Here is a 26718-nt window from a genome sequence, read left to right on the forward strand (position 1 = left end):
CCCCGGCCGGCTACTCGTCCGGAAAGTCGCCGTCCACGTACACCCACGCCCCGTCCACCCGCTCGAACCTGCTGCGCTCCAGCAGCGAGCCGCCCCGGTAGGAGGCGCGGAAGGTCACCGTGCCCGTCGTGTGGAACGCCGACCCGTCGGTGGAGCCGAGGACCTCCAGGCCCGTCCACCGCGTCCCCGGATCGAGGTCGAGCCGTTCCGGCCGGGTCCGGGGGTGCCAGGTGCGCAGCAGATACCCCGCGTCCCCCCGCACGAACGCGCTGTACCGCGACCGCATCAGCAGTTCGGCCGTCGGCGCGGCGGCCGGGCCGGAGTGGAAGCGGCCGCAGCAGGCGTCGTAGGACCGGGGGAGCCCGCAGGGGCACGTGCGCGAGGTCATGGCCCACATTGTGCCCGCGGCCGGGACGCGTCCGCCCGCGCGGGGGTGCACAGTGGAAGGGGCCCCAGCGGCGTCCCACCGGCCGCGGCGCGCAGGGAGGAGAGACGGACCATGACCCGCCCACTGAGCAGCCGTCCTCCCGCCGTCCGGGAGTGGCGGCTGAACCTGTACCTCTCCGAGCGCGATCCGGACACCACGGCCAGGATCGTCCTGGACACCGGCGACGGCGTCCTGGAGTGCCGTGCGGAGGCCCGCCGCAACCCCTACGACCCGGCGATGCCGGACATCGGCGACGAACTCGCCGCCGGCCGCGCCCTCATCGCCATGGGGCGCACGCTGCTGCGCGCCGCCGACGGCGACATGAGGGCGACGGGAGCCGCCGACACGGACGCCGCCCTGGCGCCGCTCTGGCTGACCCGCGAGTGACGAGGGGCCCGCACCGGGCCGGGACAACGCGAAAGGCCCCCGCATCGCGGGGGCCCTGCTGGTGTCCGAGGGGGGACTTGAACTCTCCACTCGGGCACCAGCTCACTAGTTAGCTGACCTGGGAAAACGTACCCTCCGAGACCCCTTCGAGGTCGTGAGGGTTGGTCATCCTCACCTGCTGTTTCTGCCCGTTCCTGGCCGCTGTTGGTCATGCGTTGGTCACGTGGCCAACCAGGGCTGAGCAGTAGAGAAGCCCCGCCCATGCGCCACGGGGGAGAGACGCACGGACGGGGCGGCCAAGGGACCGCTCAGGCGGTCAGGCCGGGGTCGAAGTACCCCGGCGTTCGGAACAGGCCCATGAAGGTGCCGGGGCCGTGCCGTTCGTCCAGCCACGTTCCCAGCGCCGACGCGTCGCCGCTGATCATGGCCGCGAGAAGGCGCACGTCGCACTCGCTCTCTTCCCCAGGGGCGAACTCCTCAAGGAAGTGCGTGTACCGGCGATTGACGCCCTTCTCGTAGCCGCTGAGGGCCTCCGCGTATCGCGTCTGCTCTTCGCTTTCCGGCACGGCCACCACGCGCCCGGCGTCCTCCTCCGTCAGATTTCCCGTCACGTCCCGGAACGCCAGCACGCCGAGAACGTCTGAGGGCTCCGTCACGCCGAACCGTTCTGCCGTCTGCCGGGTGATGGAGCGCGCCTCTTTGTCGCACGCGCCCTCCATGACGATTCCGAGGTTCCGCGTGTGGTGGCTTCCGCGTTGGTCGGCAGCCGAGTAGGACTGTCCACTTGTGCGGCGGTAGTTGATTCCGTACTGAGTGCGGACGGGCACCCCCGCCACTTCCACGTACCGCCGACGCGACCCGTAGTGAAGGCAGTCATGCGCGTACGCGCGCAGTAGATCGAGAAGGGCCAGCGCGGGCCGCTCTGGATTCCGGCGTTCCATGGGCCCGTACATGGTGATGATCGCCACCATTTGAAGGTGCCGGTACCCCTGGTCCGGGTGGTGGAAGCCACCGAAGGCACCGACCCGCGAGGATTCGCAACCGACCAACACGCGATCAAGCGGCAGTATCTTCGTTAGCCCGTACCCGGCGTACCTGCGCTTGGCGTTCTCGACGCCCGCATGGAATTGCGTGGTGTCGATTCCGTCTGCCGCCCACCGGCTGAGCATTTCCGACAACGGCCGGAACACATGGGCGGCGTGCTTTCCCGTGAGCGGGGACGCGTCGGCACGCATCGCCGCCAGTGCCGCCATTGCCTTAGCCCCGGTTACGGATTCGTTCGGGGCGAGTTCCGTTAAGTCGCCGTGCCCGCCTTGATGAGCTGAATGTGAGACTCCTGCATCCCCTCCGGGAGCGCGTCCGGGCTGAACCATTCCGCCTCCAGAATCTCGAAGCTGTCGAGCTTGAGAGTTCCACCCACGTGAAGCGCTTCGTACGCGATTTCCACGCGGAGCTTGTAGCCACTGGTCACCTGAACCAGTCGCCCCGGAACGACTTCAAGGCCGGTTTCTTCCCGAACCTCTCGAACGATGGTATTCGGGAATTCCTCGCTCTTGATTGCGTAGCCGGTCGGGAACCCCCATGGCCGGTCTGCGGGCCACATTCGGTGCTTGAGGAGCAGGACTTCCCCCGCCTCGTTCCGCACGACGCCCGTCACGCCAATCATAAATTTGGCGTGCGCGAACCATAGGACGCGCCATTGTAGAGGGCCGCGAATGAGTTTCCACACTCGGGCAATGATTCGCTTCATACGCACCCTTTCAATAGGGCAAGCGCGTCGGCGCTTGCGGTGCCAGGCTCAACCTATGCCGTGGGGTGCGGGTCACGCGTCCTTTTGCCGGGCCCAACGCTCACACGGGAAGGGGCATGGGGGCAGGGAGTTGGGCGGGAACGCAATCACGCCGGACGCAGGGTCAAGGGTGCCGCCGTACTCCTCCCACCAGCCGTCCCCTGCGGGCCGCTCGGAGCCCTCAACCAGGCTGACCACCTCGGGGGCCGGTAAGGCGCTCAGGCGAGCACCGGCCCGCTTCGCGGGGGTCGTCACGCCTCACCGCCGGTCAGCCGCTTGTACTGCTCATCCTGGCCCCACGCCTCGGTGCAAAGGTGCTGCCAGGAAGGGCCGTCGACCGTCTGAGCCAGTCCGGCCGCTTCTTCGCCGTACTGCTCCCTGAGCGCTTCCGCAGAGAACGGTGCGGTTGCGTACCAGTGCCGCGCGCCGTCACTGGCAGGTGCCGACTCAAGCGGCTTCCACCCTTCCGGCAGTCTGGCTGTAGCTTTGGGCACTGTCGTCAACCCCTTGATGGTTGGTGGCCACGCCCCCGGACGTTCGCCCGTCGCGGGGGTCTTCCGTTGCGTCTGTCCACTCAACCGATTCCGCGCATACATGGGGCAGTTGACCAGCGTTGACTACGATGGCGGTCAACAGTCAACGGGAGCTGCACCATGATCGACTTCGGGTCTGAGGTACGGACGGCACTCAAGGCACAGGGGAAGAGCCTGAGAGGTGCAGCAAAGGAACTCCATTACGACGTTGCCTATCTGAGCCGGGTACTCAACGGGAAGCAAGCCCCCTCTTCCGAGTTGACGCAAGCCATTAACGAATACCTCGGTCTAGCCCTGGAAGTAGAAGACAGCGGCACTCATGACGATGAGATGGACGCTTGGGAATTGGCTCGACGCGCTCAGGCAAGCGACGTAGGGAATGCCACCCTTGAGCGCCTAGAGCGCGCCTTTGATGGCCTGGCCATGGCCTACCCCAAAGCCAAGCCGGAAGACTTGCTGAGGCAGGTACGCAAACACTCTGCCTATGTCGGAAAATTACTCGATGGCCAGAAGACCCTTTCACAACATCGTCGGTTGCTGGTCGTCGGGGGTTGGCTGTCTCTGCTCGGGGCAACGGCCCATATCGACCTTATGCAAGACGATGCCGCTACGGCTCTTCTAGAGACAGCCGCAACGCTTGCCAGGGAAGCCGGACACCGCGAGATTGAGGCATGGTGCTATGAGACCGAGGCTTGGCGGGTCCTTACCGATGGGGATTATGTCCAAGCCGTTGACCTCTCCCGAGCCGCGCAGGAGATAGCTCCCGCTGAGGGCTCCGCAATCATTCAGGCCACAGCACAAGAGGGCCGAGCCAGCGCACGGCTAGGAAACGGGAAAGAGACCTACTCGGCCGTTGAACGGGTACAGGCTCTCTCTGCGGCAATCGGTTCCCCCGATACGCCAGAGCACCATTACCGCTATGACCCTGGAAAGGCTCTATCGTATACGGCTACGACACTCGCATGGCTCGGGGATTCAGCGGCCGAACCGTACGCCAGGGAAGTAATCAAGAAACTGAGCCCGAGTGACGATGTAAGTCAGTGGCCACGACGTGTAGCTTCCGCAAATATCGATCTTGCTTTGGTTCTTCTCAAGGCAGACCGGCTCGACGAAGCCTGCGATTCGGTACAGAAAGCCATTCTGTCCGGGAGAGTCGTCCCCTCAAATCATTGGCGTGCACTGGAAGTCGTTAAGGCTGTCGAGGCTCGACAACTCCCGGAGAGTGCAGACCTGCGGGAGGCATACCAGGGCCTCAAGTCGATTGGGAAGAAAAAGGGATAACAACGATTCGACACCGGCAGATCGACTTCAAGAAGGCGGGCGACCAGTTCCGCGCCGCCCGGCCGGCCGACCCTGAGCAGCAGGTCACGCAGGAGGCAGAGGGTGAGGCGCTGCGGTGGCTGCTGGGCTCCGAGGGCGTCTCGGATGCCTACCTGGCCTTCCTGGCGGAGGCGTACGTCAGGGCCGTCTCACGGGCCGTACCCAACGTCACCGCGCACCTGGCCGAACTAACCAACAAGCGTCCCGAAACGATCCGAGGCCACCTCAAGGAAGCCCGGAAACGGGACCTGCTGACCACGGTGCCCGGCAAGGCCGGGGGTCAGCTCACCACCAAGGCAAAGGGGATCGCGACAGGCGAGTACCTCGACAAGATCACTGATCACCTCATGGGTAACGACTAGAAAGGCAACCCACCCACGTGACAAAGCGCGGTAACGGGCTCGGGGGGACTCCGGTGGAGATCCCGCGTAAGGGCAGACCGAACACCTGGGGCGTGCGCACCCCACTCCACTTCGACAAGGCGCAGGGCAAGAGGATCCGTTACTGGATCGGTCGGGAGTACACGACCAAGACCGCAGCAGAGAAGGCACTGCGGGAGTGGCACAGCAACTACGAGGCGGGCAAGATCGCGGCCCGCTCGGACATGAAGCTGGGTGACTGGCTGGACAAGTGGCTGTCGAATCATCGAAAGGAGGGAACGACCGTGGCCGGGTACGAAACGAAGATCCGTCTTCACATAAAGCCGCACATCGGTGGCGTGAAGCTGTGCGAGGTCACTGACGACATGCTTGATGATCTGTACCGGCTGCTGGAGACGGCTCCGTGCGCGACCAACAAGGGCAAGCCGCTCGGAGCGAAGAGCGTCCGGCACGTGCACAACATCCTCTCCGGCGCTCTTGGGGCTGCTGTGCCGAAGCTGATCCCGGCCAACCCTGCGGCGACGGCGCACCCGCCCACGGCGCGGGAGATACGGGCGCAGGAACAGAAGTACCCCACGGTGGACGACGGTCAGACGGCCCGCTTCCTGGGCTCGGTTTGGGAGCCGCGCGGTAACCGGGTCTGTGATGGCGGCCTGACGCATCACTGTCTTCGGGATGCTCCGCTGTGGACGGTCTACGCGGCGACCGGTGTCCGACGCAGTGAGGCCCTGGGGATGAAGTGGTCTCTCATCCGCTGGGATGAAGGGGCCATCGAACTGGGATGGGTCGTGGTGGAGGAGGGGAACACATACCGGCTGCGGAAGCTGACCAAGGATGGCGACGACAATGCCGTCATCTATGTGGATCAGTCTGTGATGAACGTCCTGAAGTGGCAGAAGCAGCGCCAGGACGACGAAAGGGCACGGCTCGACTCTGCCTGGGTCGATCATGACCTTGTGTTCGCCCGGGATGGGTTCAAGCTCTACCGGGGCGAGGCAGGGGGCCCGCAGGACCCCGAGAAGGTCTCGGCACGGTGGCGCACGCTGCGGAACCGTCTCCACCTGCCCGATGACTTCCGTATCCACGACTGGAGGCACAGCAAGGTCACGAACGATCTGGAGGCCGGAGAGAACCCGGTAGAGGTCTCCGCCAACGTCCGGCACCACTCGCCGGGCTACACCATGGCAAAGTACGGCCACTCTCGTAAGGACGGGGCCCGCCGACTGGCCGCCTCCGGTGCGGGCCGACTCGGCCTGTCATCCCTGGTCTGACCTGGGGATTCTCCAGGCTGTTGGTCACGTGGTTGGTCACGCCACAGTCCTGGAAAGCAGAAAACCCCACGTGAAGTGGGGTCTCAGCTGGTGTCCGAGGGGGGACTTGAACCCCCACGCCCGATAAAGGGCACTAGCACCTCAAGCTAGCGCGTCTGCCATTCCGCCACCCGGACAAGGTGTCTGTCGTACGAGATCTCCCATTCGACGGGGTTTTCCTCGCGGCGACGAAGGAAACATTACCAGGCTTTCCGGGGTGGCCGATCACCCCCTTCCCCGGCGGAGCCCCGGGCGGCCGCCGCGTGAACGGCGTGTGACGGGCCCGGCCCCGTCTTGGGCCCGGGGCGCGCCCGGAGAGAGGATGAGAGGAACCACCAGCAGTGACAGCGGGAGGAAGCAGCGTGAGCGAGACGGACACGGCCAAGGGCGTCACCGGTGAGGACGAGGTCGTGGACCTCTGCCGCGAGCTGATCCGGTTCGACACCAGCAACTACGGCGACCACTCCGGGCCCGGCGAGCGAAAGGCCGCCGAGTGGGTCGCGGAGAAGCTCGCCGAGGTCGGGCTGGAGCCGAAGATCTACGAGTCACACCCCGGCCGCGCCTCCACGGTGGCCCGCATCGAGGGCGAGGACCCGTCCCGGCCCGCGCTGCTGATCCACGGCCACCTCGACGTCGTACCGGCCAACGCCGACGACTGGACCCACCACCCCTTCTCCGGCGAGATCGCCGACGGGTGCGTGTGGGGGCGCGGGGGCGTCGACATGAAGGACATGGACGCCATGACGCTGGCGGTCGTGCGGGACCGGCTGCGCAGCGGGCGCCGGCCGCCGCGGGACATCGTGGTCGCCTTCCTCGCCGACGAGGAGGCGGGCGGCACGTACGGCGCCCGCTACCTGGTCGACCACCACCCCGAGCTGTTCGAGGGCGTCACCGAGGCGATCAGCGAGGTCGGCGGCTTCTCCTTCACCGTGAACGAGCAGCGCCGGCTCTATCTGATCCAGACGGCCGAGAAGGGCATGCACTGGATGAAGCTGACCGTGGCCGGGACCGCCGGGCACGGGTCGATGATCCACCGCGACAACGCGATCACCGAGCTGTCCGAGGCCGTCGCCCGCGTCGGCCGGCACAAGTTCCCGGTGCGCGTCACCAAGACCACCCGGGCCTTCCTCGACGAGCTGGGCGACGCGCTCGGCACCGAGCTGGACCCGGAGGACATGGAGTCCACCCTCGCCAGGCTCGGCGGCATCGCCAAGCTGATCGGCGCGACCCTGAGCAACACCGCCAACCCCACCCAGCTCAACGCCGGCTACAAGGTCAACGTCATCCCGGGCGAGGCCACCGCGCACATCGACGGCCGGTTCCTGCCCGGCCACGAGGAGGAGTTCCTGAGCGACCTCGACCGGCTGCTCGGGCCGCACGTCCGCCGCGAGGACGTGCACGCCGACAAGGCGGTCGAGACCGGTTTCGACGGCGCCCTGGTGGAGGCCATGCAGTCCGCGCTGCTCGCCGAGGACCGCACGGCCAAGGCCATCCCCTACATGCTCTCCGGCGGCACCGACGCCAAGTCCTTCGACGACCTGGGCATCCGCGGCTTCGGCTTCGCACCCCTGAAGCTTCCCCCGGAGCTGGACTTCGCGGGTATGTTCCACGGCGTGGACGAGCGGGTGCCGGTGGACGGGCTGCAGTTCGGCGTGCGCGTGCTCGACCGGTTCATCGACGCGTCGTGAGGCGCCGCACCCGGGCAGCCACCCGGCGACCACCGGGCAGGCGTCCGGGCAGCCACCCGGGCGACCGGGCAGGCGGCCGGGCGGCCGTACGAGGTCGCAATCGGGCAGTCGTGCGAGATCGCCTGAGAGGGTGAATGCGACGATAGGTTCGTAGCTTCATCAGTCCCTCCTCGTTACCGCTGATGTGATCCCGCACCTTGGGGTCGCACTGTCAACTAGGAGGAACAATGATCAAGAAGATCGTCGCCGCCGCGGCTGCCACCGGTGGGCTGGTTCTCGCGGGCGCGGGCCTTGCTGTCGCCGACGCCGGTGCCCAGGGTGCCGCCGTGAATTCCCCGGGTGTGGTCTCCGGCAACGTCATCCAGGTGCCCGTGCACGTCCCGGTGAACGTGTGCGGCAACACGATCGACGTGATCGGGCTCCTGAACCCCGCCTTCGGCAACGCCTGCGTCAACAAGTGAGGCCGGCTCCCCGAGGGACATCCGCCCCGAGGGGGCCTCTTTCCTGAGCCGTCGGCCCCGGAGCGCGCGCCATGCGCTCCGGGGCCGACCGGTCTCTCCGGCCGGCCGGCCGTTCCGGTCCCGGCCGGTCCGTCACAGCATCGAAGGCAGGGGGGAAACCAGCATGCGACAGAGCACGCGCAAAGGCCTGATGACCATGGCCGCCGCGACCGGTGTGATCGCCGCCGCGGGCGGCTACGCACACGCCGACTCGGCCGCCACGGGCGCCGCCGCCGGCTCACCCGGCGTACTGTCCGGCAACACGGTGCAGGCGCCGGTGCACGCGCCGGTGAACATCTGCGGCAACACGGTGAACGTCGTCGGGCTCCTCAACCCGGCGGCGGGCAACGCCTGCGCCCAGCACGGCGGCACGTCGGCGGACCACCACAGCGGCTCCGGCGGCTCCGGCCGTTCCGGCGGCTCGCACGCGGGCGGCGGGAGCGGCGGCTCGCCGGGCGTCGGCTCCGGCAACACCGTGCAGGTGCCGGTCGACGTCCCGGTGAACGTGTGCGGCGACAGCGTCGACGTCGTCGGGGCCGGCAACGCCACGGCGGGCGACGACTGCGGCACCGGCGGCGGGCACTCCGCGCAGCCGCCGGGCGGCGGGCACGGCAACCCGCCCGCGAAGCCGGCCCATCCCGGTCACCCGGGCCGTCCCGGTCACCCGGTTCAGCCGGGTCACCCTGGTGATTCCGGTCACTCCGCCCACCGGGAGACCCCGAGGCATCAGGCGCAGTGGACGGGCAGCTCCGGCCGGCCCCTGACCACCGCCCAGCTCGCCCACACCGGCAACGGCGTGCCGCTCGGCGTCACGCTGCCGGCCACCGGGGGAGCGCTCATCGCGGGCGCCCTGCTCTACCGCAAGGCGCGGTCCGCGGCGTAACGGACACACCCGGTACTGAAGGCGGTACGGCCCCACGGCAGGGCGGTACCGCCCGGGAAAACGGAGCGGGCCCTGCCATGCCGGCGGGGCCCGCTCCGTTCAGTCGTCCCGCGTCACCACGTGGCACGCACCTGGCGGATGATCCGCCGGCGCAACCGCACCCTGCGGCTGCCGTCGCGCAGCAGGCTCAGTCGGTCCAACTCCCAGTGTCCGTACTCGGCATGGTCCGTCAGCAGACGTGTCGCCTCCTTGCGGGAGACCCCGCGAGGCACGTACACGTCGACAAATTCGTATTCCGGCATCGCATCTATTGTGCGGGCTGGTGCCCGGTACGGATAGCGTCTGCACTATGTCTGATGCTGCGCAGCCCACCGCTGCCGAGGTACGCGCCGCCGCCGAGGCGGTCAAGACCGCGCTCGACCGCCATCTGGCTGCGGTCGAACGCCGGTCGGGGGAGGACGACCCGGCCGTCTCCGAGGCGTTCAACCAGCTGGCCGCTGCCGCCGAGGTGTACGACGAGCTGCTCTACGACCGCTTCGACGAGGTCACGCCCTTCGAGATCCCCGGTGCGGAGGACACCCTGCCGCCGTACGCCGGACCCGATGAACCGAACGCGATCAGCGTGCTGATCCGCCGCGACTACACCGTGGCGGAACCCCAGCGGCTGGTCGCCCAGGCCCAGCGGATCGAGGCGGCGGAGTACGACGACGGTGTGAACGACGACGAGGCCGCCCGCTCCGTCCCCGGAGCGCTGGGCATCCTCTTCGGCGAGTTCGAACCGGACGAGATCGCCTCCCGGCACAAGGAGTTCGGCCTGGAGGAGGGCGACTCCACGCTGTGGGTCACCGCGGCGGAGGAACCACCCGAGGCCGGGGAGTGGCTGGAGGCGCCGTTCGAGCACTTCGACCCGCAGCAGGTGGTGTGCCGTTTCGACGTGAGCGCGGTGTTCGACGACGAGGCCCCCGACATCGAGGACGACGACATCGACTTCGTCGAGGAGGGCCCCGAGGACCACGACGACGGCGACGAGCTGGAGCCGCTCGACGCCGGGAAGTGAGCGGGGCGGCGGCGCCGTGGAGGGCTGGGCTCCCTACGGCGCCGCCGGTTCACGCCGCCGTGGAGGGCTGGGCCGTGGGCTGGCCCTCGTCGGCGCAACCGGTTCCCACCGCCGTCTCTGCGCGCCCGCGCCCCGGACCCGGCGGGCGGGCGGTCAGGGCGTCGGGGTCTGCGTCCGCAGCAGGGCCCCCAGGCGGGTCGTGCGCGGTCTGGCGGGGATCTCCGCGACCGCCTTCGGCAGTGCCTGGTCCACGCCGTGCACCACGGACAGGTGCCGGTCCGCCCGCCCGAACGCCGTGTACACCCACGGTCTGCTGAGAGCCTGCGCCGCGTCGCCGGGCAGCACCACGACCGCCGCCGGCCAGCGCGCGCCCACCGCCTGGTGCGCGGTCAGCGCCCAGCCGTGCCGCACTTCGCTCTCCACCCGCTCCCGCGCCACGACGACGGGAGCGCCCGCGCACGACAGGTGCAGCCCGTCGGCGTCGGCCTTCACCACCACGCCCGGCACCGTACGGCCCGGCGCGGGGGAGTGGGCGACCCGGTCACCGGGGTCGAAGCCGCCGAACCGGCCGGGGCCGGGATTGAGCCGTTCCTTCAGCGCGGAGTTCAGGGCGCGGGTGCCCGCGGCGCCTCCGTGGCCCGGGGTGATCACCACGGTCTGGTCGGCCGGCACGCCGATCGCCCGCGGCACCGAGTCCGCGACGAGCTGCACGGTCCGGTGCACGGCCTCGCCGGCGTCCCGTGCCGGCACGATCACGACCTCCTTGCCCGGGGCGGCGACCTGGTTCAGCTCGCCGACCGCGATGCCGGAGACCAGCTCCCCGACCGGACCCGGGTCCGGCACCCGGGACACGGTCTGCGGGCAGACGCGGGCCGCGAGCAGGTCCGCGAAGACCCGGCCCGGACCGGCCGACCACAGCACCGCCGGGTCGCCGCTCAGCACCAGCCGGGCCCCGTCGGGCAGCGACTCCACCAGCATCGCGGCGGCCTCCACATCGAGCTGGGGCGCGTCCAGCACGATGAGCAGGTCGAGTTCCAGGGCGCCCTCCGCGTCCCGGCCGGGCCCCTCGGCGCCGGACAGCAGACCGGCGACCGTGCCCACTCCCCGCTCCGCGGGGTCGCCGCCCAGCAGCGCGGCGAGACGCCGGCGGCCGTCGGGCGTGTGGCAGGCGGCGAAGGCCCGCAGACCCGCGGCGCGGGCGGCACCGAGCAGCGCGGCCGGTTCGGCGCGGGCCGCCTCCCCACCGGTGTGCAGCACCAGGCCGTGCCCGGCGACCGCGCGGGCCAGCTCGGCCGCACCGCCGGAGACCTCGGAGGCGACCGTCCCCCAGGGCTGACCGGGCTCCGGCGCCGGGGAGCTGACCAGCCGGGCCAGGCCGTCGGCGAGGCTCTCCTCGGCCAGTGCGTAGCGCTCCAGGCCGACCAGGACGCGGACCGGCCGCTCCTGCTCCTCGTCGGTGTCCTGGGGCTCGGGGACGCCGGTCTCCTCCAGGGCGTCCTGGAACACCAGGGCCTCGCCCTCGGCGAGCGCGCTCTGCACCGCCGCGTCCGGGTCCGGCACCGCCTGGCGGGCCAGCGCCGCGGTGAGCGTGGGCAGTTCCAGGGCGGTGTGCCCGGCCAGGGCCGCCTGTTCCAGCAGCCAGGCGGTCACCGCGCGGCCGCGCCGCTGGTCGTCGGGGCCGCAGTCGGCGCCGAGCAGTGCCCGCGCGAACCCGTCGGCCTGCTCCGGCCGGACGCCGCCGACCCGGAGCAGTTGCCAGGGGTCCTCCCGCAGCGTGGTGCCGGCGTTCTCGCCGATGGCCGCGGCGACCTGCGGGGCCAGGCCGTCGGGCGCGCCGCCCTCGGTCAGCACCCGGCGCACGGCCTCCACCGCCTCCGGGGCGGGGGCGCTGGGCGCGACCACGGCCGGGGTGGGCTGGGGCCTGCGCACGGGCTCCGGTGCGGGGCGGCGCGGCGCCGGTGCGGGCTCCGCGAACACCGCGGCCACCGGCTTCTCACCGCTCTCGACGGCCCGCACCGCCGCGAGCAGGTCGGCCGCCTTGCCGCTGAGCTTGGCGCCGGCGGCGACCGGGCCCCCCTTCTTGGCCCTGCGCCGCTCGATCCGCTCCCGCTCGATCCGCTGCGCAGCCAACTCGGCCGCCGCCTCGGACACACCACCCACACCGGCACCCTCGACACCGCCGACACCGGCCCCCGTCGCGGCCTCCGCGCCGCTCTCGGTTCCGGGTGCCATGGGCGTGTCCGTGCCGGCCTCTGCGCCGACTCCGGCAGAGGCTGTTGCCCTGCCCGCGGCTTCCGCGCCGCCCGGTGAGCCGGCCTCCGCGGGCGTTTCCGCGCTGCCCGCCGTCTCCGCGCCGCCCGGAGCACCGGACTCCGCCGTGCCCCCCGCTGGGTCCTCGGAACCAGCGGCGGCCCCGGCCTGCGCACGACCCGCCGCAACGAGGCCCTCCACGGCGCCCGGTCCCTCCGCGCCCCCGGCGCTCTCCCCGCTGCCCGCGCTGTTCCGGCCCTCGGCGTCCTCGGCGCCACCCGGGACCTCCGCGTCCTCGGCGCCCACCGCGCTGTCCTGGTCCTCCGCGTCTCCGACGCTCCCGGTGTCGCCCCGGCCCCCCGCGTCCCCGGCGCCCCCCGTGCCGTCCCGGCCGTCCGGGTGGCCCGTGCTGTCGGGGTCCCCTGTGCTCCCGGTCCGGGTGGCCCCCGTGTCCGGTGTCCCCGGCCCGGCTTTCTCCGTGGTCTCCGGCTCGGTGCTCACAGCGTGCTCCAGTCGTGATCGGGATAGCGGTGCACGGGCGCCGACACATCGTCCAGCGCCCGGCAGATCTCGTCAGGAAGACTAAGGGTCTCCACTGACAACGCCGCCGCGAGCTGCCGCGCGTTGCGCGCGCCGACGATAGGCGCGGCCACGCCGGGCCGGTCGCGGATCCAGGCGAGGGCCACCTGGAGCGGGGTGACGGCGAGCCCGTCCGCGGCCGTCGTCACCGCGTCCACGATGCGGGTCGCCGTGTCGTCGAGGTACGGCTCGACGAACGGCGCCAGATGCTCGGAGGCACCGCGCGAGTCCTGCGGCGTGGTGTGCCGGTACTTTCCGGTCAGCACGCCCCGGCCGAGCGGGGAGGAAGGCAGCAGGCCGACGCCGAGGTCGAGCGCGGCGGGCAGCACCTCGCGCTCCACGCCCCGCTGGAGCAGTGAGTACTCCATCTGCGTGCTGGCCAGCCGGGTGCGCGTGCCCGGCGCCGCGAGCTGCCAGGTGGCCGCCTTGGCCAACTGCCAGCCGCAGAAGTTGGACACCCCGGCGTACCGGGCCCGGCCGCTGCTCACCGCGAGGTCAAGGGCCTGGAGGGTCTCCTCCAGCGGGGTGTCGGGGTCGTAGGCGTGGACGTGCCACAGGTCGACGTACTCCGTGCCCAGGCGGGACAGGGAGGCGTCGAGCGCGGCGAGCAGATGGCCGCGGGAGCCGTCGTGACGGCGGTCGGGGTCGGGGACGCTGCCCGCCTTGGTGGAGATGACCAGGTCACGGCGCGCGACCAGTCCCTCCATGAGCTGCCCGAGCAGGTACTCCGCCTCCCCGTCGCCGTACACGTCCGCCGTGTCGACGAGGGTGCCGCCGGCCTCCCAGAACGCCTTCAGCATGGCCGCGGCGTCGTGCTCGTCGGTGCCCCGGCCCCAGGTGAGGGTGCCGAGTCCGATCCGGGACACGCGAAGGCCGGTCCGGCCGAGATGCCTCTGCTCCATGTCCGCGAGATTACTGGCCGCACCCGCTGCCGTGGGTTGCCTGTGGATAACGTGCTCGGCCCCGCGCGAACGGCCTGGTCGCGCCCGGCGTGGGGGGACCCGGCCGCCCAACGGCGGGACGCCCCGGCCGCCCCGCCGCCGACGCCCCGCCCGGTGCGCGCACCGGGCGGGCCACCCGCCTGTCCCCTGCCACGCCCTGCCCCCGGCGCCGGGCCCCGCGCTAAGGTCTGCGCCACAGGGACGTTACTCATCGGTAAGGGGAATCGCGCATGCAGCTCGGGATCAACCTCGGCTACTGGGGTGCCGGAATGGACGGCGACAATCTGGCCGTCGCGCAGGAGGCCGACCGGCTGGGCTACTCCGTGTGCTGGGCCGCCGAGGCGTACGGCTCCGACGCGGCGACGGTGCTCAGCTGGGTCGCCGCGCAGACCGAGCGCATCGACGTCGGCTCGGCCATCTTCCAGATCCCGGCCCGCCAGCCCGCGATGACCGCGATGACCGCGGCCACGCTGGACTCGCTGTCGGGCGGCCGGTTCCGGCTCGGCCTCGGCGTCTCGGGTCCCCAGGTCTCCGAGGGCTGGTACGGCGTCAAGTTCGACAAGCCGCTGGCCCGCACCCGCGAGTACGTGGAGATCGTCCGCCGGGCGATGACCCGCGAGCGGCTGACGTACGAGGGCGAGCACTGGACGCTGCCGCTGCCCGGCGGCCCAGGCAAGCCGATCAAGCTGACCGTGCACCCGCAGCGCGAGCACATCCCGCTGTACATCGCCGCGATCGGCCCGAAGAACCTGGAGCAGACCGGCGAGATCGCCGACGGCGCCCTGCTGATCTTCCCCTCCGCCGAGCACCTGGAGGAGACCACCGTCAAGTACCTGCGCGCGGGCCGGGAGAAGGCGGGCCTGACCCTCGACGGGTTCGACGTGTGCCCGACCCTGCCGATCGCCCTCGGCGACGACAAGGACGTGTCCCGGCTCGCCGACACCTTCCGCCCGTACACCGCGCTCTACGTCGGCGGCATGGGCAGCGCGAAGCAGAACTTCTACAACCAGCTCGCCCAGCGCATGGGATACGAGAAGGAGGCGGCGGAGATCCAGCGGAAGTACCTGTCCGGGGACAAGCAGGGCGCCGCCGCCGCGGTCCCGCAGGACCTCGTCGACAACACCACGCTGCTCGGTTCCGTCGACCGCATCGCCGACCGGATGAAGGCCTACGCCGCCGCCGGGGTCACCACCCTCAGCCTGGCCCCGGCCGGCTTCACGCTGGACGAGCGGCTCGCGTCCCTGCGGGCCGGCAGCGAGGCCCTGGAGCGGGCCGGGCTCGCGTAGGAGAAGTCCAGCGGCCGTGGTGGGGGCTCGGGGGTCTTCCCCGCCACGGCCGTCACCCGGAACAACGCGCCCGGCGCCGCGCGGTTACGACGTGCGCGGTCATTCCTCCGGCCGATCCGGTCCGCACCCTTGTCCGGCGTCGGTGCCGCCCACGACGGGCTCCGGCCTCACAGCCAGCCACGCCGCTTGAACAGCCGGTACAGCAGCACCTCCAGCACCGCCATCACCGCGATCACCGCCGGGTACGACCACCCCCAGTGCAGCTCCGGCATGTGGTCGAAGTTCATGCCGTAGACACCCGCGATCATCGTCGGGACCGCGGCCATCGCCGCCCACGCGGAGATCTTCCGCATGTCGTCGTTCTGCCGCACGCTCATCTGCGCCAGATGAGCCGACAGGATGTCCGACACCAGCCGGTCCAGGGCCTCCACGGACTCGTTCACGCGCGTGAGGTGGTCGCCCACGTCCCGGAAGAACGGCCGCGCCTTGTCGTGCACGAACGGCACCCCGCCGCCGCCGCCGACCGGGCCGTTGCCGGACAGCCGGGACAGCGGCAGCGCCAGCGGCCCGGTGGCCCGCCGGAACTCCAGGACCTGCCGCTTGAAGGTGTAGATCCGGGACGCGATGTTGCGCGACCCGCCGATGTCCGGCCGGAACACCTCCGCCTCCAGCTCGTCCAGGTCGGTCTGCAGCTCCGTCGCCACCTCCAGATAGTGGTCGACGGTGGCGTCCGCGATCGCGTACAGCACGGCGGTGGGACCCTTGTCGAGCAGCTTGGGCTCCTCCTCCAGCCGGTGCCGCACGGCGGCCAGCGGCGCGCCCTCGCCGTGCCGTACGGTCACCGCGAAGCAGTCACCGATGAAGATCATCACCTCGCCGGCCGAGACGGCGTCGCTCCGGGGCTCGTACACGACCGGTTTCAGCACCAGGAACAGCGAGTCGTCGTACACCTCCAGCTTGGGCCGCTGGTGGGCCTTGAGGGCGTCCTCCACGGCCAGCGGATGCAGTCCGAACTCCCTGGTGACCAGGTCGAACTCCCGCTCGGAGGGTTCGTGCAGCCCGATCCACACGAAGCCCCCCGCCGCCCTCGCCTCGGCGAGCGCGTCGGACAGGTCCTCCGGGCCCTCGGTACGGTGCCCCTGTCGGTAGATGGCGCAGTCCACGATCACGCGGCGCATTCTCCCTTCGGCCGATCATCGGCACATCACGTGATGCGCCTACCCTGGTCCGCATGCCCACGCTGATCCTCGTAAGGCACGGACGTTCCACCGCCAACACCTCAGGTCTCCTCGCCGGCTGGACGCCCGGCGTCGCGCTGGACGAGCGCGGCACCGCGCAGGCCGCCGCGCTGCCCGGACGGCTGGCCGGCCTGCCGCTCTCCGAAGTGGTCGTCAGCCCGCTCCAACGCTGCCAGGAGACCGTGCGGCCGCTGCTGGCGGCCCGCCCGGAGCTGCACGCCCACACCGACGAACGGATCGGTGAGTGCCACTACGGCGACTGGACCGGCCGCAAGCTCGCCGAGCTGACGGACGAGCCGCTGATGGAGGTCGTCCAGGCCCATCCGTCCGCCGCCGCCTTCCCCGGCGGTGAGTCGATGCGGGCCATGCAGACCCGCGCCGCCGAGGCCGTACGCGAGTGGAACGCGCGCGTGGAGCGCGATCACGGCGCCGACGCCGTCTACCTCATGTGCTCCCACGGCGACATCATCAAGTCGCTCGTCGCGGACGCCCTCGGGCTCCATCTCGACCTCTTCCAGCGGGTCTCCGTGGAGCCGTGCTCCGTCACCGCGATCCGCTACACCCGCCTGCGGCCGTACCTCGTCCGCCTCGGCGACACCGGGGATTTCGCTTCGCTCGCCCCGCGCGAGGAACCCGGCGAGGGCGACGCACCGGTCGGGGGTGGTGCGGGCGCACCGTGATCGTCGGCCGCAGTAGGGTGAAGCGGTCCGCACGGCCGCGCATCCCGACAGCCGTGAACCCGCATGGCCCGCACCGCACCTCTCGAATTCAATGGAGACAGGACGTGTCCCGTCAGGTGTTCCTCTACGACCAGCCGGACCGCTTCGTGGCCGGCACGGTCGGACTGCCCGGGCGCCGTACGTTCTTCCTCCAGGCCACCGCAGGCCCCCGGGTGACCAGCGTGGTCCTGGAGAAGACCCAGGTCGCCGCGCTCGCCGAGCGCATGGACGAACTGCTCGACGAGGTCGTACGGCGCAGTGGCGGCAGCGCCGCCGTGCCCGCCATGGCGCCCTCGGAGATCACCGACACCGCCCCGCTGGCGAGCCCCGTCGAGGAGGAGTTCCGCGTCGGCACCATGGCGCTGGCCTGGGACGGTGAGGACCAGCGCATGATCGTCGAGGCGCAGGCGCTGGTCGAGCTGGAGGCCGACACCGAGGAGGACCTCGCCGAGGCCGAGGAGCGGCTGCTCCAGGACGAGGAGAACGGGCCCCCGATGCTGCGGGTCCGGCTGACCGGCGCGCAGGCCCGGGCCTTCGCCAAGCGCGCCCTCGACGTCGTCAACGCCGGGCGGCCGCCGTGCCCGCTGTGCAGCCTCCCGCTCGACCCGGAAGGACACGTATGTCCGCGCCAGAACGGATACCGCCGCGGAGCGTGACGGCGGACCCGAACCCCGCCGAGCTGCTCGCGCGCGGTGAGCTGACCGTGCGCGGGCGGATCCGCGAGGCGTCCAACGCGGCGCTGTTCTGCACGGTCGCCCTGGACGGCCGGCAGGCCTCCTGCGTGTACAAGCCGGTGGCGGGGGAGCGGCCCCTGTGGGACTTCCCCGACGGCCACCTCGCGGGCCGCGAGGTGGCCGCCTACGAGGTCTCCGAGGCCACCGGCTGGGGGCTCGTGCCGCCGACCGTGCTGCGCGACGGGCCGTACGGCGAGGGCATGTGCCAGCTCTGGATCGACGTCAGCCCGGAGGCGGAGCTGCTCGCCCTGGTCGACGGCGAGGAGCCGGAGCCGGGCTGGAAGGCGATCGGGTTCGCCGAGGTCGGCGAGGGACGCACCGCGCTGCTGGTGCACGCCGACGACGAGCGGCTGCGCCGGCTCGCCGTCCTCGACGCGGTGATCAACAACGCCGACCGCAAGGGCGGCCATCTGCTGCCCACCGCCGACGGCCGGCTCTACGGCATCGACCACGGTGTCACCTTCAACGTCGAGAACAAGCTGCGCACGCTGCTGTGGGGCTGGGCGGGGGAACCCCTGACCCCCGAGGCCGTCGGCGTCCTCAAGGGCCTGCGGGACGCCCTGGACGGGCCGCTGGGCGAGCGACTGGGCGGGCTGGTCACGGACGCCGAGACGGACGCCACGCGCGCGCGGGTCGACGCGCTGCTCGCCTCGGGCCTGCACCCGGAGCCGAACGGGGAGTGGCCGGCGATTCCCTGGCCACCGGTGTGAGGGCCGCGACCGTGGGTGTCAGCACACGCGGCGCCGAGATGCAAGAACGCAGAACCGGCCGTCCGGCCTGATCCCGTTCGTACGCGCAGCTCGGCGCCGGTTAGGCTCATGTACATGCATGCCTGGCCCGCTTCCGAGGTCCCCGCCCTGCCTGGTCAGGGCCGCGACCTGAGGATCCACGACACCGCGACCGGCGGTCCGGTCACCCTCGACCCCGGTCCTGTCGCCCGAATCTATGTCTGCGGCATCACCCCGTACGACGCGACCCACATGGGTCACGCGGCGACCTACAACGCGTTCGACCTCGTCCAGCGCGTGTGGCTCGACACCAAGCGGCAGGTCCACTACGTCCAGAACGTCACCGACGTCGACGATCCGCTGCTGGAGCGCGCGGAGCGGGACGGCGTCGACTGGGTCGCCCTCGCCGAGAAGGAGACGGCCCTCTTCCGCGAGGACATGACCGCGCTGCGGATGCTCCCGCCGCGGCACTACATAGGCGCCGTGGAGGCGATACCGGGCATCGTCCCGCTGGTGGAGCGGCTGCGCGACCTCGGCGCGGCCTACGAGCTGGACGGCGACGTCTACTTCTCCGTCGAGTCCGACCCGCACTTCGGCACGGTCTCCCACCTGGACGCCGCCGCCATGCGGCTGCTGTCCGCCGAGCGCGGCGGCGACCCGGACCGTCCGGGCAAGAAGAACCCGCTGGACCCGATGCTGTGGTCGGCGGCCCGGCCCGGCGAGCCGAGCTGGGACGGCGGCACCCTCGGCCGGGGCCGGCCCGGCTGGCACATCGAGTGCGTGGCCATCGCCCTCGACCACCTCGGCATGGGCTTCGACGTCCAGGGCGGCGGCTCCGACCTGGCCTTCCCGCACCACGAGATGGGCGCCTCGCACGCCCAGGTGCTCACCGGCGCGTTCCCGATGGCCCGCGCGTACGTGCACGCCGGCATGGTCGCCCTGGACGGCGAGAAGATGTCCAAGTCCAAGGGCAACCTGGTCTTCGTCTCCCGGCTGCGCCGCGACGGCGTCGACCCGGCGGCGATCCGGCTCTCGCTGCTGGCCCACCACTACCGTGCCGACTGGGAGTGGACCGACCAGGTCCTCCAGGACGCCGTGGCCCGGCTCGGCCGCTGGCGCGCCGCCGTCTCCCGGCCCGACGGACCGTCCGCCGAGGCGCTCGTGGAGGAGATCCGCGCGGCACTGGCCGACGATCTGGACGCGCCGGCCGCGCTCGCCGCGGTGGACCGCTGGGCGGCCCGGCAGGAGCGGGAGGGCGGCACCGACACCGGAGCCCCCGGCCTGGCCTCCCGCGCCGTCGACGCCCTGCTGGGAGTGGCCCTCTAGCAGGACGCACGACGGAGAGGGGCGGTACGCGTCGCGCGTACCGCCCCTCTCCGTCGTGTCCGGTCCTCGTGCTCAGTCCTCGGCGGAGTCGCCCTTGTCCTGGTCGTCGCCCTCGGCGGCGTCGGGCCTGGGCGGCTTCGGCGGGCGGGTCCGGCCGCCCGGGCCGTCCCGCAGGTACGAGCCGCCCTCCCCGCCCTCCGCGGTGGCGTGACCGCCCGACGGGCCGACGTCCCGGCGCCGCAGGTACCGCTCGAACTCGCGGGCGATCGCCTCGCCCGACGCCTCCGGCAGCTCCGCGGTGTCCCGGGCCTCCTCCAGCGTCTGGACGTACTCGGCGACCTCGCTGTCCTCGGCGGCGAGCTGGTCCACGCCCACCTGCCAGGCCCGCGCGTCCTCGGGCAGCTCACCCAGCGGGAGCCGCACGTCGAGCAGGTCCTCCAGACGGTTGAGGAGCGCCAGCGTGGCCTTCGGGTTGGGCGGCTGGGAGACGTAGTGCGGCACGGCCGCCCACAGCGACACCGCCGGGACACCGGCGTGCGCGCACGCCTCCTGGAGGACGCCGACGATGCCCGTCGGGCCCTCGTACTTGGTCTCCTCCAGATCCATCCGCCGGGCCAGGTCCGGGTCGGACGTGACCCCGCTGACCGGCACCGGCCGCGTGTGCGGGGTGTCCCCGAGCAGGGCGCCCATGATGACCACCAGCTCCACGCCCAGCTCGTGCGCGAAGCCGAGCAGTTCGTTGCAGAACGAGCGCCAGCGCATCGACGGTTCGATCCCGCGCACCAGCACCAAATCCCGCGGCTTGTCGCCGCCGACGCGGACCACCGACAGCCTGGTCGTCGGCCACGTGATCTTTCGCACACCGCCGTCCATGAACACCGTGGGGCGGTTCACCTGGAAGTCGTAGTAGTCCTCGGCGTCCAGCGCCGCGAACACCTCGCCCTTCCATTCGCGTTCCAGATGCGCGACCGCCGTGGAGGCGGCGTCACCGGCGTCGTTCCAGCCCTCGAACGCGGCCACCATGACTGGGTCGATCAGCTCGGGAACCCCCTCCAGCTCGATCACCCAGTGCCTCCTTCCGACGTGCCCTCGCTTGACTCACCAACCTTACGGCGTCCGGCGGGGGCGCCCGCAGCCCCCTCGCACGGGGGAGTGAACGGATCACTGCCCCGTTCCCGGGCCCGGAACACCCCCGGTCAGCACGCGGAAAGGGCGGCCCCACCGGTGTGGGGCCGCCCTCGCGCGTACGGGCCTACTTCCGGTCGAGCAGGTCCTGGACCTTCGTGCGGACCTCGTCCGTGGCCAGGCCGCGGATGGTCAGCGTGGTCCGGCGGCGCAGCACGTCGTCCTGCGTCTCGGCCCACTCGTGGTCGCGGGCCCAGACGACCTGCGCCCAGATCTCCGGGGCGTCGGGGTGGACGCGCTCGGCCAGCTCCGGGCTCTCGTTCGCCAGGCGGGCGATGTCGAAGGCCAGGGAGCCGTAGTGGGTGGCCAGGTGCCGGGCGGTGTCGGCGGCCATGCGCGGGCCGGGTGCCGGGTTGTCCACCAGCAGGCGGTGGGCGACCGCGCGCGGGTTGGCGACACCGGGCAGCGGCAGCCTCTTCGGCAGCGAGGAGATCGGCTCGAAGTCGTCACCGAGCGGGTGGCCCGGCAGCGCCTCCAGCTTCTTCATGATCGTACGGCCGATGTGGCGGAACGTCGTCCACTTGCCGCCCGCGACGGACAGCATGCCGCCCCGGCCCTCGGTCACCACGGTCTCGCGCTTGGCCTTGGCGGTGTCGCCGGGGCCGCCCGGCAGCACCCGCAGACCGGCGAACGCGTACGTCATGAGGTCGCGCTGGAGCTGCTGGTCCCGGACGGAGAACGCGGCCTCGTCCAGGATCTGGGCTATGTCCTTCTCGGTGACGGCCACGTCCGCCGGGTCGCCCTCGTACGCCTCGTCGGTGGTGCCGAGCAGCAGCATGTCCTCCCAGGGGAGGGCGAAGGTGATGCGGTACTTGTCGATCGGGGTCGCGAGCGCGGCCTTCCACGGGGAGGTGCGCTTCAGGACCAGGTGCGCGCCCTTCGACAGGCGGATGGACGGGGCCGCGTTCGGGTCCTCCAGCTTGCGCAGGTGGTCGACCCAGGGGCCGGTCGCGTTCAGCACCAGGCGGGCGTTGACCCCGAACTCGTCACCGGTGGTCCGGTCCTTCAGCTCGGCGCCGGTGACCCGGCCCCGGGTGAAGCGCAGCCCGGTCACCTCGGCGTGGTTCAGGACGACCGCGCCGGCCTCGACGGCCGCGCGGACCGTCATCAGCGCCATGCGGGCGTCGTTCATCTGGTCGTCGCCGTACACGGCCACGGCCTTGAGGTTCTCGGTGCGCAGCTCCGGCACGTCCTGCGCCGCCCTGGCGGGCGAGAGCAGGTGGCCGACGCCGTCGCCGAACGCGGAGAGCGCGGAGTAGGCGAAGACGCCCGCGCCGAGCTTCGCCGCGCCGTGCGGCCCGCCCTTGTACACGGGGAGGTAGAAGGTGAGCGGGTTCGCCAGGTGGGGGGCCACCTGGCGGGAGACCGCACGGCGCTCGAAGTGGTTCTCCGCCACCAGCTTCACCGCGCCGGTCTGGAGGTAGCGCAGACCGCCGTGGAGCAGCTTGGAGGAGGCGGAGGAGGTGGCGCCGGCGAAGTCGCCGGCGTCGACCAGCGCCACCCTGAGACCGGACTGCGCGGCGTGCCAGGCGGTGGAGATGCCCAGGATGCCGCCGCCGATCACAAGAAGGTCGTACGACGCCTTGGCGAGCTGCTCCCTGGTCTCGGCGCGGCTCGGGTTGGAGCCGGAGGCCGGGTGCGTCCCCAGGGCAGGCACGGACTTCAGGGTGGACTGACTGGTCATGTCGGGTACTTACTCCTCGTCAGAGCTGACTGAGCCGGGGGAACCGCTCAGTCCTCGTCTTCGAGCCAGCCCATGGTCCGCTCTACGGCCTTGAGCCAGTTCTTGTACTCACGGTCGCGGGTCTCCGCGTCCATGCGGGGGGTCCATTCGGCGGCCCGGCGCCAGTTGGCGCGCAGTTCGTCGATGCTGGACCAGAAGCCGACGGCGAGGCCGGCGGCGTAGGCGGCGCCGAGGCAGGTGGTCTCGGCGACCATCGGGCGCACCACGGGGGCGTCCAGGACGTCGGCGAGGTTCTGCATCAGCAGGTTGTTGGCGGTCATGCCGCCGTCGACCTTCAGGGTCACCAGCTCGTCGCCGGAGTCCTTGACCATGGCGTCGGCGATCTCCCGCGTCTGCCAGGCGGTCGCCTCGAGGACGGCGCGCGCGAGGTGCGCCTTGGTCACGTACCGGGTCAGGCCGGCGATCACACCGCGGGCGTCGGAGCGCCAGTGCGGGGCGAACAGGCCGGAGAAGGCCGGCACGAAGTAGGCGCCGCCGTTGTCCTCGACCGAGAGCGCGAGCGTCTCGATCTCGGCGGCGGTGGAGATCAGGCCCATCTGGTCGCGCATCCACTGCACCAGCGAGCCGGTGACGGCGATGGAGCCCTCCAGGGCGTACACCGTCGGCTGGTCGCCGATCTTGTAGCCGACGGTGGTCAGCAGGCCGGCGTAGGAGTTGATGATCTTGGAGCCGGTGTTCATCACCATGAAGGTGCCGGTGCCGTAGGTCGACTTCGTCTCGCCCTCGGTGAAACAGGTCTGGCCGAACAGGGCCGCCTGCTGGTCGCCGAGCGCGGAGGCGACCGGGATGCCGCCGAGCAGCTCGCCGAGCCGGCCGCCGGTGACCTCGCCGTAGACCTCGGCGGAGGAGCGGATCTCGGGCAGGATCTGGAGCGGCACGCCGATCGACTCGGCGATCTTCTCGTCCCACTGCATCGTGTGCAGGTTCATCAGCATGGTGCGGGAGGCGTTGGTGACGTCGGTGACGTGCCTGCCGCCGTCGACACCGCCGGTCAGGTTCCAGATGACCCAGCTGTCCATGGTGCCGAAGAGGATGTCGCCCGCCTCGGCGCGCTCCTTCAGGCCGTCGACGTGGTCGAGCAGCCAGCGGGCCTTGGGCCCGGCGAAGTAGGACGCGAGCGGCAGACCGGTCTCGCGGCGGAAACGGTCCTGGCCGACGTTGCGGCCCAGCTCGCGGCAGAGGGCGTCGGTGCGGGTGTCCTGCCAGACGATGGCGTTGTGGACGGGCTCACCGGTGTTCTTGTCCCACAGCACGGTCGTCTCGCGCTGGTTGGTGATGCCGATGGCCTTGATGTCGTCCCGGGTGATGCCGGCCTTCTCGACGGCTCCGGCGACGACCTCCTGGACGTTGGTCCAGATCTCGTTGGCGTTGTGCTCGACCCAGCCCGGCTTGGGGAAGATCTGCTCGTGCTCCTTCTGGTCGACGGAGACGATGCGGCCGTCCCGGTCGAAGACGATGCAGCGCGAGGAGGTCGTGCCCTGGTCGATGGCGGCGATGAACGGGCCTGCGGTGTGGGCGTCGGTCACTGTGTGCTCCCTGAAGGGTCCGTGGTGGTGGGGCTGTACGTACGGCGCGTGCGCGAAGTCTCGGGGGGCTTCCTAGGCGAATGCGACGTTGTAGATGCCTGCGGCGATCGCGGCGCCGATCAGCGGACCGACCACCGGGATCCAGGCGTAGCTCCAGTCGGAACCGCCCTTGTTGGGCAGCGGCAGGAGGGCGTGCACGATGCGCGGACCCAGGTCACGGGCCGGGTTGATGGCGTAGCCCGTCGGGCCGCCGAGGGAGAGACCGATCGACACGACCACGAGCGCGGTGATCAGTCCGCCGAGGACGCCGAGGCCGTTGCCCTTGTCGTTCAGGCCCTGGGTGAGGACCGCGAGGATCAGTACGACGGTGCCGATGATCTCCGTGGCCAGGTTCTGCGCCACGTTCCGGATCTCCGGACCGGTGGAGAAGATGCCGAGGACCGGGCCGGCGCCCTTCTCCCGGGCCTCCACGGCCTTGGCGGAGGTGGCCTGCGCGCCCGGACCGCCGACGATCTCCTTGTCGGTCAGGTGTGCCTGGAACTGTCCGTAGTAGGCGACCCACACCAGGGCCGCACCGATCACGGCGCCGAGCAGCTGGCCGGCGAAGTAGGTCGGGACGTTGCTCCAGTCGCTGTCCTTGATGGCCAGGGCGACGGTGACGGCCGGGTTGAGATGGGCGCCGGACAGTGGTCCGGAGATGTACACGGCCGTCATGACGGCGAAGCCCCACCCGAAGGCGATGGCGAGCCAACCGGCGTTACGGGCCTTGGAGGCCTTCAGCGTGACAGCGGCGCAGACGCCGCCGCCGAGCAGGATGAGTATGGCGGTACCGATGGTCTCGCCGATGAAGATGTCGGAGCTGGACACCCGCGACTCCTTTGTCCTTCGTCCAGGGGTAGCCGGACCCCGGTTCCCGCCGGGGGTCTGGCGCCCTCAGGGGGTGAGAGCTGGCCGGCCTCTGGCGTTGTCACACTCTAGCGCGTATTGCCGGTAGGTGTTCGACAATGCCGACCGATGGACGGGAGTCTTGCTTCGGCGTTACGCGTGCGTCAAGAGTTCTGTTATCGAAAGCAGGATCGTTATTGATCGCTGCGACTTATCGATCATCGGCTACGGGCGTACGTTTCGATCCTATTTGTCCATCTCAGGGTAGGTCGACAGCCGGAACGTCGCCCGACGTCCCGGTCGTTCCGTACCCGGGTCCCTGCTCAGAACCGTCCGGCGCCCAGATCGCGGGAGACCGCGCGGGCGCAGTCCCGCACCGCCGCGATCAGCTCCGGACGCAGCTCGCCCTCCCGGCACAGCCGTTCCACGGCCCCGGTGATGCCGACCGCGCCCACGGGCATGCGGCGCCGGTCGTGGATGGGGGCGGCGAGCGAGGCCACCCCCTCCCAGGTCTCCTCCACGTCGGCCGCGTACCCACGCGCGCGCGTGACGTCAAGGAGGTGCTCGAAGTCGCCCGGGTCGCACACCGTGCGGTCCGTGAACGCCTTGCGGTCGGCCTCCAGCGCCTCGCTGTGCGCCACCGGGTCGTACGCCGACAGCACCTTGCCCAGCGCCGTGGAGTGCAGCGGCTGCATCGCCCCGATCTCCAGCACCTGCCGGCTGTCGTCGGGCCGGAAGACGTGGTGCACGATCAGGACGCCCTGCTGGTGCAGGACGCCCAGGTACACGCTCTCGCCGCTGGAGCGGGCCAGGTCGTCGGCCCACACCAGGGCCCGGGCGCGCAGTTCGTGCACGTCCAGGTAGGTGGTGCCGAGGCGCAGCAGCTCCGCGCCTAGCTGGTAGCGCCCGGAGGCGTCGTCCTGTTCCACGAAGCCCTCCTGCTGGAGGGTGCGCAGGATGCCGTGGGCGGTGCCCTTGGCGAGACCCAGCGACGAGGCGATGTCCGAGAGGCCGAGCCGCCGCTCGCCGCCCGCGAGCAGCCGCAGCATCGCGGCCGCCCGTTCGAGCGACTGGATGTTCCGTGCCATCCCCGTCCTGCCTCCGTCCCCTTCGACTGCCGTCGGCGCCATGCCCAATCCGCCGTTCGGCAATGCCGAACACTACCGGTCCTTGCCGATCTCCCGCCAATGGTCGGACGACACCTGTTACACACCGGCGGCCCCCGGCCGGACGCGTCCGTTCCGTGGACGCAGGTGCCCATCCAAGCCCACTCCCGGCTACTCTGGCGCCGTGCGGCAACCCT

Annotated in this window: 25 protein-coding genes and 1 tRNA gene; 12 read left to right on the forward strand and 14 right to left on the reverse strand. The window is 71.1% G+C overall.

Features of this window, described 5'->3' with window-relative positions; translation table 11 throughout:
- Positions 1-10 precede the first annotated feature (10 nt).
- Entirely contained in the window at positions 11-388 is a 378-nt protein-coding gene (locus D9753_RS28455; RefSeq protein ID WP_121791335.1) for a YchJ family protein, read from the reverse strand.
- 111 nt (positions 389-499) lie between these two features.
- On the opposite strand from D9753_RS28455, the gene D9753_RS28460 reads away from it, so the two are divergent.
- Positions 500-814, forward strand: a complete 315-nt coding sequence (locus tag D9753_RS28460; RefSeq protein ID WP_121789606.1) for a dsRBD fold-containing protein — start codon at positions 500-502, stop codon at positions 812-814.
- A gap of 308 nt (positions 815-1122) precedes the next feature.
- Here the strand turns inward: D9753_RS28460 and D9753_RS28465 are convergent, their stop codons facing one another.
- The 3 genes from D9753_RS28465 to D9753_RS36720 all read right to left on the reverse strand — a co-directional run bounded on the left by D9753_RS28465 (position 1123) and on the right by D9753_RS36720 (position 3106).
- Positions 1123-2067 (reverse strand): hypothetical protein, encoded by a 945-nt coding sequence (locus D9753_RS28465; protein WP_121789607.1) that lies wholly within the window; start codon positions 2065-2067, stop codon positions 1123-1125.
- A 41-nt stretch (positions 2068-2108) separates the two neighbouring features.
- Positions 2109-2564, reverse strand: a complete 456-nt coding sequence (locus tag D9753_RS28470; RefSeq protein ID WP_121789608.1) for an NUDIX domain-containing protein — start codon at positions 2562-2564, stop codon at positions 2109-2111.
- A 290-nt stretch (positions 2565-2854) separates the two neighbouring features.
- Positions 2855-3106, reverse strand: a complete 252-nt coding sequence (locus D9753_RS36720) for a hypothetical protein (RefSeq protein ID WP_163010812.1) — start codon at positions 3104-3106, stop codon at positions 2855-2857.
- 150 nt (positions 3107-3256) lie between these two features.
- Here D9753_RS36720 and D9753_RS28475 point away from each other — a divergent pair, with 150 nt between their 5' ends.
- Together D9753_RS28475 and D9753_RS28480 are read left to right on the forward strand one after the other, a co-directional pair.
- Positions 3257-4417 (forward strand): helix-turn-helix domain-containing protein, encoded by a 1161-nt coding sequence (locus D9753_RS28475; RefSeq protein WP_121789609.1) that lies wholly within the window; start codon positions 3257-3259, stop codon positions 4415-4417.
- Positions 4418-4871: 454 nt separating this feature from the next.
- Entirely contained in the window at positions 4872-6107 is a 1236-nt protein-coding gene (locus D9753_RS28480; RefSeq protein ID WP_163010813.1) for a tyrosine-type recombinase/integrase, read from the forward strand.
- Positions 6108-6195: 88 nt separating this feature from the next.
- Here the strand turns inward: D9753_RS28480 and D9753_RS28490 are convergent.
- Positions 6196-6283, reverse strand: a tRNA-Leu gene (locus D9753_RS28490).
- Between the two features lie 225 nt (positions 6284-6508).
- On the opposite strand from D9753_RS28490, the gene D9753_RS28495 reads away from it, so the two are divergent.
- The 3 genes from D9753_RS28495 (at position 6509) to D9753_RS28505 (ending at position 9217) form a co-directional block, all read left to right on the forward strand.
- Entirely contained in the window at positions 6509-7834 is a 1326-nt protein-coding gene (locus D9753_RS28495) for a M20/M25/M40 family metallo-hydrolase (RefSeq protein ID WP_121789611.1), read from the forward strand.
- A 227-nt stretch (positions 7835-8061) separates the two neighbouring features.
- Positions 8062-8295 (forward strand): chaplin ChpH, encoded by a 234-nt coding sequence (chpH, locus tag D9753_RS28500; RefSeq protein ID WP_121789612.1) that lies wholly within the window; start codon positions 8062-8064, stop codon positions 8293-8295.
- Positions 8296-8458: 163 nt separating this feature from the next.
- Complete coding sequence (locus D9753_RS28505) at positions 8459-9217, forward strand: chaplin (protein ID WP_121789613.1); 759 nt, start codon at positions 8459-8461, stop codon at positions 9215-9217.
- 113 nt (positions 9218-9330) lie between these two features.
- Here the strand turns inward: D9753_RS28505 and D9753_RS28510 are convergent, their stop codons facing one another.
- Entirely contained in the window at positions 9331-9519 is a 189-nt protein-coding gene (locus D9753_RS28510; RefSeq protein WP_014671721.1) for a DUF5703 family protein, read from the reverse strand.
- Between the two features lie 47 nt (positions 9520-9566).
- On the opposite strand from D9753_RS28510, the gene D9753_RS28515 reads away from it, so the two are divergent.
- Positions 9567-10274: a hypothetical protein gene (locus D9753_RS28515; protein WP_121789614.1), complete on the forward strand. Its 708-nt coding sequence runs from the start codon at positions 9567-9569 to the stop codon at positions 10272-10274.
- A gap of 153 nt (positions 10275-10427) precedes the next feature.
- Here D9753_RS28515 and D9753_RS28520 read toward each other — a convergent pair whose 3' ends face one another.
- Together D9753_RS28520 and D9753_RS28525 are read right to left on the reverse strand one after the other, a co-directional pair.
- Positions 10428-12506: a helix-hairpin-helix domain-containing protein gene (locus D9753_RS28520; RefSeq protein ID WP_394346761.1), complete on the reverse strand. Its 2079-nt coding sequence runs from the start codon at positions 12504-12506 to the stop codon at positions 10428-10430.
- Between the two features lie 515 nt (positions 12507-13021).
- Positions 13022-14005, reverse strand: a complete 984-nt coding sequence (locus D9753_RS28525; protein ID WP_121789616.1) for an aldo/keto reductase — start codon at positions 14003-14005, stop codon at positions 13022-13024.
- Positions 14006-14274: 269 nt separating this feature from the next.
- On the opposite strand from D9753_RS28525, the gene D9753_RS28530 reads away from it, so the two are divergent.
- Positions 14275-15330, forward strand: coding sequence for an LLM class F420-dependent oxidoreductase (locus D9753_RS28530; protein ID WP_121789617.1), 1056 nt, complete (start codon positions 14275-14277; stop codon positions 15328-15330).
- A gap of 167 nt (positions 15331-15497) precedes the next feature.
- Here D9753_RS28530 and D9753_RS28535 read toward each other — a convergent pair whose 3' ends face one another.
- Positions 15498-16499, reverse strand: a complete 1002-nt coding sequence (locus tag D9753_RS28535) for a magnesium and cobalt transport protein CorA (RefSeq protein WP_163010814.1) — start codon at positions 16497-16499, stop codon at positions 15498-15500.
- A 62-nt stretch (positions 16500-16561) separates the two neighbouring features.
- Between D9753_RS28535 and D9753_RS28540 the strand changes: the two genes are divergently transcribed.
- The 4 genes from D9753_RS28540 (at position 16562) to mshC (ending at position 20075) form a co-directional block, all read left to right on the forward strand.
- The gene (locus D9753_RS28540) at positions 16562-17248 is read left to right on the forward strand and encodes a histidine phosphatase family protein (RefSeq protein ID WP_121789619.1); all 687 of its coding nucleotides are present in this window, start codon (positions 16562-16564) and stop codon (positions 17246-17248) included.
- A gap of 104 nt (positions 17249-17352) precedes the next feature.
- The gene (locus D9753_RS28545) at positions 17353-17943 is read left to right on the forward strand and encodes a DUF3090 domain-containing protein (protein WP_121789620.1); all 591 of its coding nucleotides are present in this window, start codon (positions 17353-17355) and stop codon (positions 17941-17943) included.
- Entirely contained in the window at positions 17907-18731 is an 825-nt protein-coding gene (locus D9753_RS28550; protein ID WP_205614286.1) for an SCO1664 family protein, read from the forward strand. Before D9753_RS28545 ends, D9753_RS28550 begins: the two co-directional genes overlap by 37 nt.
- Before the next feature lie 114 nt (positions 18732-18845).
- Entirely contained in the window at positions 18846-20075 is a 1230-nt protein-coding gene (gene mshC / locus D9753_RS28555; protein WP_121791336.1) for a cysteine--1-D-myo-inosityl 2-amino-2-deoxy-alpha-D-glucopyranoside ligase, read from the forward strand.
- Between the two features lie 72 nt (positions 20076-20147).
- Here mshC and D9753_RS28560 read toward each other — a convergent pair whose 3' ends face one another.
- From D9753_RS28560 to D9753_RS28580, 5 genes are all read right to left on the reverse strand, one after another.
- Positions 20148-21140, reverse strand: coding sequence for a PAC2 family protein (locus D9753_RS28560; RefSeq protein ID WP_121789622.1), 993 nt, complete (start codon positions 21138-21140; stop codon positions 20148-20150).
- Positions 21141-21327: 187 nt separating this feature from the next.
- Positions 21328-22944, reverse strand: a complete 1617-nt coding sequence (locus D9753_RS28565) for a glycerol-3-phosphate dehydrogenase/oxidase (RefSeq protein WP_121789623.1) — start codon at positions 22942-22944, stop codon at positions 21328-21330.
- A 47-nt stretch (positions 22945-22991) separates the two neighbouring features.
- Positions 22992-24530 carry a glycerol kinase GlpK gene (glpK, locus tag D9753_RS28570; RefSeq protein WP_121789624.1) on the reverse strand — a complete coding sequence of 513 codons (1539 nt, stop codon included), beginning with the start codon at positions 24528-24530 and terminating at the stop codon, positions 22992-22994.
- Between the two features lie 72 nt (positions 24531-24602).
- Positions 24603-25397 carry an MIP/aquaporin family protein gene (locus D9753_RS28575; protein WP_121789625.1) on the reverse strand — a complete coding sequence of 265 codons (795 nt, stop codon included), beginning with the start codon at positions 25395-25397 and terminating at the stop codon, positions 24603-24605.
- Positions 25398-25738: 341 nt separating this feature from the next.
- The gene (locus D9753_RS28580) at positions 25739-26503 is read right to left on the reverse strand and encodes an IclR family transcriptional regulator (protein ID WP_121789626.1); all 765 of its coding nucleotides are present in this window, start codon (positions 26501-26503) and stop codon (positions 25739-25741) included.
- Between the last annotated feature and the right edge of the window lie 215 nt (positions 26504-26718).

The sequence above is a fragment of the Streptomyces dangxiongensis genome, assembly GCF_003675325.1.
Lineage (GTDB): Bacteria > Actinomycetota > Actinomycetes > Streptomycetales > Streptomycetaceae > Streptomyces > Streptomyces dangxiongensis.